This is a genomic window from Okeania sp. SIO3B5, assembly GCF_010692555.1.
Classification (GTDB): domain Bacteria; phylum Cyanobacteriota; class Cyanobacteriia; order Cyanobacteriales; family Microcoleaceae; genus Okeania.
Genome location: NZ_JAAHHG010000558.1, coordinates 1 through 6438, shown reverse-complemented (window position 1 = coordinate 6438; position 6438 = coordinate 1). Strand labels below are relative to the sequence as shown.

5 protein-coding genes are annotated in these 6438 nt (G+C 36.1%); 2 read left to right on the top strand and 3 right to left on the bottom strand.

Translation table 11 applies throughout. From position 1 onward, the window contains the following. Window positions 1-1049: hypothetical protein (locus F6K54_RS38130; protein ID WP_293089271.1), on the bottom strand; the 1049-nt coding region annotated here is incomplete at its 3' end. Further along, window positions 1036-1209 (bottom strand): hypothetical protein, encoded by a 174-nt coding sequence (locus F6K54_RS38125; RefSeq protein ID WP_293089270.1) that lies wholly within the window; start codon window positions 1207-1209, stop codon window positions 1036-1038. The genes F6K54_RS38130 and F6K54_RS38125, both read right to left, overlap by 14 nt. A 437-nt stretch (window positions 1210-1646) precedes the next feature. Here F6K54_RS38125 and F6K54_RS38120 point away from each other — a divergent pair, with 437 nt between their 5' ends. Continuing rightward, on the top strand, window positions 1647-2663 hold the full coding sequence (locus tag F6K54_RS38120) for a CHAD domain-containing protein (protein WP_293089268.1): 1017 nt from the start codon (window positions 1647-1649) through the stop codon (window positions 2661-2663). 498 nt (window positions 2664-3161) lie between these two features. Then, window positions 3162-3818, top strand: coding sequence for a Crp/Fnr family transcriptional regulator (locus F6K54_RS38115; protein WP_293089267.1), 657 nt, complete (start codon window positions 3162-3164; stop codon window positions 3816-3818). A gap of 992 nt (window positions 3819-4810) precedes the next feature. On the opposite strand, the gene F6K54_RS38110 is transcribed toward F6K54_RS38115, so the two are convergent. Beyond that, a complete protein-coding gene (locus F6K54_RS38110; protein WP_293089265.1) occupies window positions 4811-6004 on the bottom strand; it encodes an FtsW/RodA/SpoVE family cell cycle protein in 1194 nt (397 codons plus the stop codon). Window positions 6005-6438 lie beyond the last annotated feature (434 nt).

Sequence of the window (6438 nt, the reverse complement as noted above, 5' to 3'; positions counted from 1 at the left end):
GATTCTAAAGTATCTCTAAACATTCCTGTAGACAAGTTAGACAGCATCTCATTGTAAACTTTACAATATCCACTCATCTTAGCCTTTTTCTTGGTAAAATCTAGAGACTCAATGGCAATAGCACATTTAAAAAATTCCGCTAAGAACACAACTTGACAAACGATATTTCTCATGGATGCTTGTCGTTGCCCTATAGTTTGATTTTTCCACTCTCTAGGTATTTCTTTTAAATATTCAACGTTGCCATCCCATTTAACATAAGTAACTGAAATTGAATCAGCATTAAAATCAATACCTATGCAACCATTTTTTCTAGTATGAACTACTGGTATTTCTGGTACATAAGTAGAAAGATGTATATACCAATTATCCTGTTTATGTTCTCTACGAAAAATAGAAATTGTGATTGGTTTTAAATTGTTTATGGCATAATCTAAATCTGTGGCTCTAGATCTGCCATTCCTATCTGAAACACTAAATTCTAGCTGTACTTTCTGACCATATTTATCCTGTAACGGTCTAGGTAGTTGAACTTGTAGTTGATATAAACCTTCCTCTTGTAATGGGAAAACTTTGAGCATAGTTCCACCGCCTGGCTGAGATTTTCCCACATATAACAACCTACCTGAGCGTTTTTTTCTCCAATAATCACTCCATTCATCTAGGGTTTTATATCCATTTTCTGATAAATTATGTTGAGCATTAAATAATTTCGATGAGCCAAAGCAAATATGTAAACGTTCTGTATTTTTTAACTGCTTTAATTTTCGTTTCAGGTTAGCTATTTTATGAATTTTACTCTTTAAACCTAGCAATTTATTCTGAAATTTCTTCCGAGCTTGTATATGTGGAAAACCTTTTTTATTTGCTAATTTTAAAGTTTTTTCTAGTTTAATGATGAGTTTTTTTGTCGCAGTTGTTTTAGCTTGGATTTGTAACTCTAATTTAGAAATATGGTGATTTTTAGCTATTTTTAATTGGTTTAAACATGTTCGTGCTTCAGTGGCAATTGAATCAGCCCATGCCCATTGAATGTTAAACTTTTTCATTACTTCGCTTTTCTAGTTCGGATTCTGATAATTTCTCTGTTTGCATCCAGTTAATACCAGAGCGTTTCCAGGATTCATACAATGCTCCGAGTTCCTCAAGTATAGGATTATATTCAATTTTTGTTTCTATACCTATCAAGGAACCGTGATTTTTAGCCATTATTAATATTGAATTATATCACTCAAGGTTAGCATGGTTTGTCTAGAGATGTCAACAATATTTGTGCTTTGCTTTGACACTGACTGCTAATTTTTCTGCCTTCTTCGCGATTGTTTCATAATCCTAGACATTTTGTCAATATTTGTCTAGGATAGTCTATATTTTTGGGCTTTAGCATCAAACAGTTGATTATTAGACAAATTTTTGTTAAATAAGCCTGAATCTTTAACTTAAATTATTTTAATCGATCAAAATACTTTTTTATTATTTACACCATACTTTTTCATACTTGAAAGTGTAGCTCATAATAACAGAGTTGTTGGGAAATCAAAATAGACAAGGAAGTCTGTTAAAAAGCAACAAAAAGTGTTATTATAAAAGTTTTTCAGAATATCGTAGACGTAACTGTAAAAGTTGAGTTAGGGTTTTAATTAACTATGACAACACAAGTATTGCCGAAAGTAAATAGTCTTGGAGACTGGGCATCCTTAGCTTTTGAAAAGCATTTTCAGAAAACCCTCAGACATGAACCAGAGGTACTCAAAGACCGAGACCCGGAGGAGCTACATCAAATGCGTGTGGGTATGCGTCGCTTGCGCTCTGCTGCTCGGGGTTTTAGGCCAGTTGTCACTTTGCCGAAAGCAGCTCAAGATCGAAAGATTGGTAAAATTGCTCGTTGTTTAGGGGGTTTAAGAGATTTAGATGTTCTTTTAGAAGCGCTTCAAAATCGCTATCAACCAAATTTACCTGCTCAAGAACAAGCAGAGTTAGAGAAGGTTATGCAGCAGTTACGAAAAAAACGTCGTCAATCTTTTAAAAAAGTACGAGGAATACTGGGAAATAAGAGTTATTTAATGTTGAAGAAGAAATTGCAGGAATGGTTGGATAACCCAATTTATACAAGTATTTCTCGCCTGCCTATTCAAGAGGTATTACCAGATTTATTATTACCTGAAGTTAGTCAATTACTGCTTCATCCTGGCTGGTTGGTAGGTCTTGAAAAAGAGGATTTAGAAACAAGTAATAATCAGGATTTTTTACTACAAAAAACTAATTCTCAGCATCACGTTGTCAAAATTAATAATGATGTTTCTTTTATAAGTCTTAGCGATCAAGATGAGGAAAATCTACATGATCTGCGCAAGGAAGTAAAACGGGTTCGTTACCAGATGAGCTTGTTTACGGAATTTTATGGTCCGACTTATGAAGCTTATTTAAAAGATATGAAAGAAATTCAGGAATATCTCGGCGATCTTCAAGATAGTGTTGTTTTAAGAGAATTTCTGGAAAATGTTTTGCAATCTAAAATCGACAAAGTTCTTCCTACTTTAGAGAAGCAAATACAACAAAGTTGGCATCAAGCATGGCGAAAATGGCAGGTTTTACAAAGACGATATCTTAATATTCAAGTTCGACAAAATTTCCGCTCTGAATTATTGCGACCTGTGGCATAAGTTTGGATTGGGAGTAGAGAGTAGGGGAGTAGGGAGTAGGGGAGTAGGGGAGTAAGGGAGTAGGGGAGTAGGGGAGTAGGGGAGTAGGGGAGTAGGGGAGTAAGGGAGTAGGGGAGATTTAATATTGAAGTAATTATAGAATGATAAACACATTTTATATAATTGGATTCTATATTACTCTTGCCTATAAATCAATACGGTTCAGTTAAGACGAAAACTCCTATAATGTGGAACCATTAGATAGGCTTTTCAAACTAAAGAACTGCAAAAAAAATCCTTAACTGAACCGTATTGGCCTATAAATTTCATTTGAGTGAATTAAAATTAGTGGGAGATTAAAACTAGCCACGAATTTTTACTTCTGACTTCTGACTTCTGATTGCTGAGTTCTTAAAGCTTAACCTGTTACTAATCTTTTAATTACCTAATCTTTACCTTGCTAAGATAGGGTAAATTTTATGTATATAAAACCAGTATAGTAAACTGGAATGTATAAATATGGCTCAAACTTCTAGAGCAATTATAGAGAATAATAGGTATAATGAAAGTCCTGAACGTCATCTACACTTTTTTAATAAAGGAGAAACAATACCTTTAATGTCGCAAGGTATTTGGCAAATTTGTCAGGGTTTAGTGCGACTCAGTACTCTTTATCCAGCAGGCGAAGAAGGTCTACTCGGATGGGGTGGACCTTCTATGTGCTTTGGCAGTTGTTTTTCCCACTTGCAAACTTATCGGGCAAATGCTTTGTCTGATGTTTGTTTAATGTGGTATACAATGATCGAGATAGAGGCTTCTCCAAAATTAGCTCAAGAATTGTTACCTCAATTAGGAAGACGGTTTCGGCAAACAGAGGCTTTGTTAGCGATCGCCGGACAACGACGAGTAGAAGACCGTCTGCATCAGTTACTATTATTGTTAAAGCAAGAATTTGGTCAACCCGTGAGTGATGGTACTCGGTTGAGTATTCGCTTGACTCATCAAGATATTGCTGGTGCAATTTGTACAACGCGAGTAACTGTCACGAGAATTCTGGGAAAATTACAACAGCAAGGATGGATCGATAGAGATAAAGACCGTCATCTGATATTAAAAAATGAAGCTTTTGCATACTCATCAGATTTGTTTGGATTTGCCAGTAATACTAATTACTAAACTTACTCGAATAAATTATAAGGAATCTCCACAAATCAAAAATAAAATCTATTTTTATCCATACAGGATTTTCACAGTTCTGGTTTTCCTATTTTCTGAAGATATTTAGGGCTTGCTGATTAAATCTAAAAGCATTGATATATAAAGACTAAAGCCTTTTTGGAGCCTTTAAAAAGTGCAAATTTTTCAGCTATTTATGCTCAAAAAGTTAGTATTTTAGGCGCATAGTTGGGCAGAAAAATCATTCTTACAATTCTTTCTCCTACCTCCTATAAACTCCAATTTCTCCTGTCTCCTGTCTCCTGTCTCCTGTCTCCTACCCCTACCAAAAGACTTTTTCAGCAAGCCCTATTTATTAGACATAGGCGTGATAATAAAAAATAAAATCAATTATCAAACATAAATTATCAATTCTTTCCTCCTACTGCCTACTTCCTACTTTCTCTTTTCTGGATATTTCTATTACCGAACAATTAAGGTTTAAAGCCTCTCCTTGGCTGCGTCGCGAGCTGTCGCTTTACAAGGAGAAACAAGCGGTCAAGGGATAGCGTTTTGCTCCGCAACATATAAAGCGGAGCGGCTCTGTCAAGAGCGGGTCTCCTCGCCATATCCAATCGACCAAGAGAAGAAAAATTTTTCATGATTAGTCAATCAATTCCGTTTTCACTCTTGAGGTAATAATTAATTAGGGTTTGCTGAAAAAGTATGAGTGGTTGAGGTAGGGAGTAGGAACCCACCCCTCGCCCCTCCCCCTCCCTGGAGGGGAAAAAGGGAGTAGGGAGTAGTTAGGAGTTAGGATTAGGGGAGTTACAGAGAAGTTGGTCGGAAAATAGTAAGAGTGATTCTTCTGTCATAGTCAGCCAAAAATGCTCAATTTTTGAACCTCAGTAGCCTAAAAGTTCGCACATTCCTGATACCTAAAATCTCTAAAATCTTTACTGGCAAAGGCTTTTAGATTTAATCAGCAAGCCCTAATTATTAATTATTAATTATTAATTATTAATTGTTGAAACATAGCGTTGCCTTCTTAAGCGACGTTCTTTCAAGATTAAAACATCTGCCTGATTTTCTTCTCTGGCTACCCTAACTAATAGTCCAGCTAGCAACAAACTACCAATCATTGAACTACCGCCATAACTAAACATTGGCAATGGTAAACCTGTAGTTGGCAGTATCCCAGTCGCAACACCTATGTTCAAGAAAGACTGACCGACTAAAGCTATCATTACTCCAATAGCTACAAGTTGATGTTCCATTCTAGTAGCTTTTAAGGCAACTCTCAAAGCAATAATACTGTATGTAACTAATAAAAGTAACAGTAGTAAGGCTCCCACAAAACCAAACTCTTCAGCATAAACAGAAAATATAAAGTCACTATATGGAATAGGAAGAAAATGTAGCTTTTGCTGAGATAACCCGAAACCACTACCCCAAATATCTCCAGAAGCTACTGCTAATAAACTTTGAATTAACTGATAACCGTCCCCCATTGAATCTGCCCAAGGATTTGTAAAAGAAAGAACTCGTCTCCTCTGATAATCATTGATGCTGACGCTAATGGTAGCTAAAAGAAATCCAGCTAAAGCAATACCTCCCAGATAAAAGTAAGGTAGTCCTGCAGCAAAGGCAATAAACCATAGAATCATGCCACATAAGGCGGTGGTACTTAAGTTTGGCTGTAGCAAGATGGATGCTAGGATTAGAGAAAAAGTACATAACCAAATTATTCTCACTAACCAAGTCAAGCGATTCCATTTACTATATAAATGAGCTGCTTGTAGCACTAAAAAAGGTTTCATTAGTTCAGATGGTTGAATAAGTACTGGACCTAATGATATCCAGCGAGTTGCACCATTAATTGTGGTTCCTATTCCTGGTATTAGGGTGAGAAGTAGTAGGGTTAGTATGAGAATTAAACCTATTTTGGCAGTTTGCAGCATAGTAGATAAGCGGGTATAGACAATTACATTAAATCCCACCATTCCTACTAAGGCCCATATTAACTGCCTTTTAAAAAAGTATAGACCGTCTCCATATTCTGTTGCACCACTGGGATAGGAGGCTGAAAATAATACTACTAGACCGATAAATAACCAGAGGAATGTTAACCATCGCAATAGTCTAGCTTCTATCGCCCATGTTTGGACTTTGGGGTCGAAAAAGGGAATGAGATAACGTAAATCCATATTATTAGTGCCGCTACGCGGAAGTCATGCATTCAAAAGTTAAAAGTTAAAAGTATTGCTTGGTAAGGCTTTTAGGATTTTGTAACTGGTTAGTTATTTCTGCCATCCTGTATTAGGTATAGGTAGCAGGTGTTAGGTGTTAGGTGTTAGGTAAATTTTTCTCATCTAAGACTACAATCTTAATTAATTTACCGAAAAATTGGGTTTAAAGCCTTGCCCTTTTAGGGCAACTTTATGTTACACTTATAAAAGCGGCAAAGGTATTCAACCGCTCTAAAAACCTAGCTACTAATCGTAGCAAACTAGTACCTTGAAAACTAGAGTTAGGGGGCGCATGCACAGGAATGCTTGTGTATGGAAAAGCTCTAAGCAACAAGTATCAGAGAACCAAAATTTTTTTAAGGTTTAAACTGTACCGTAGGGCATACGGGAAC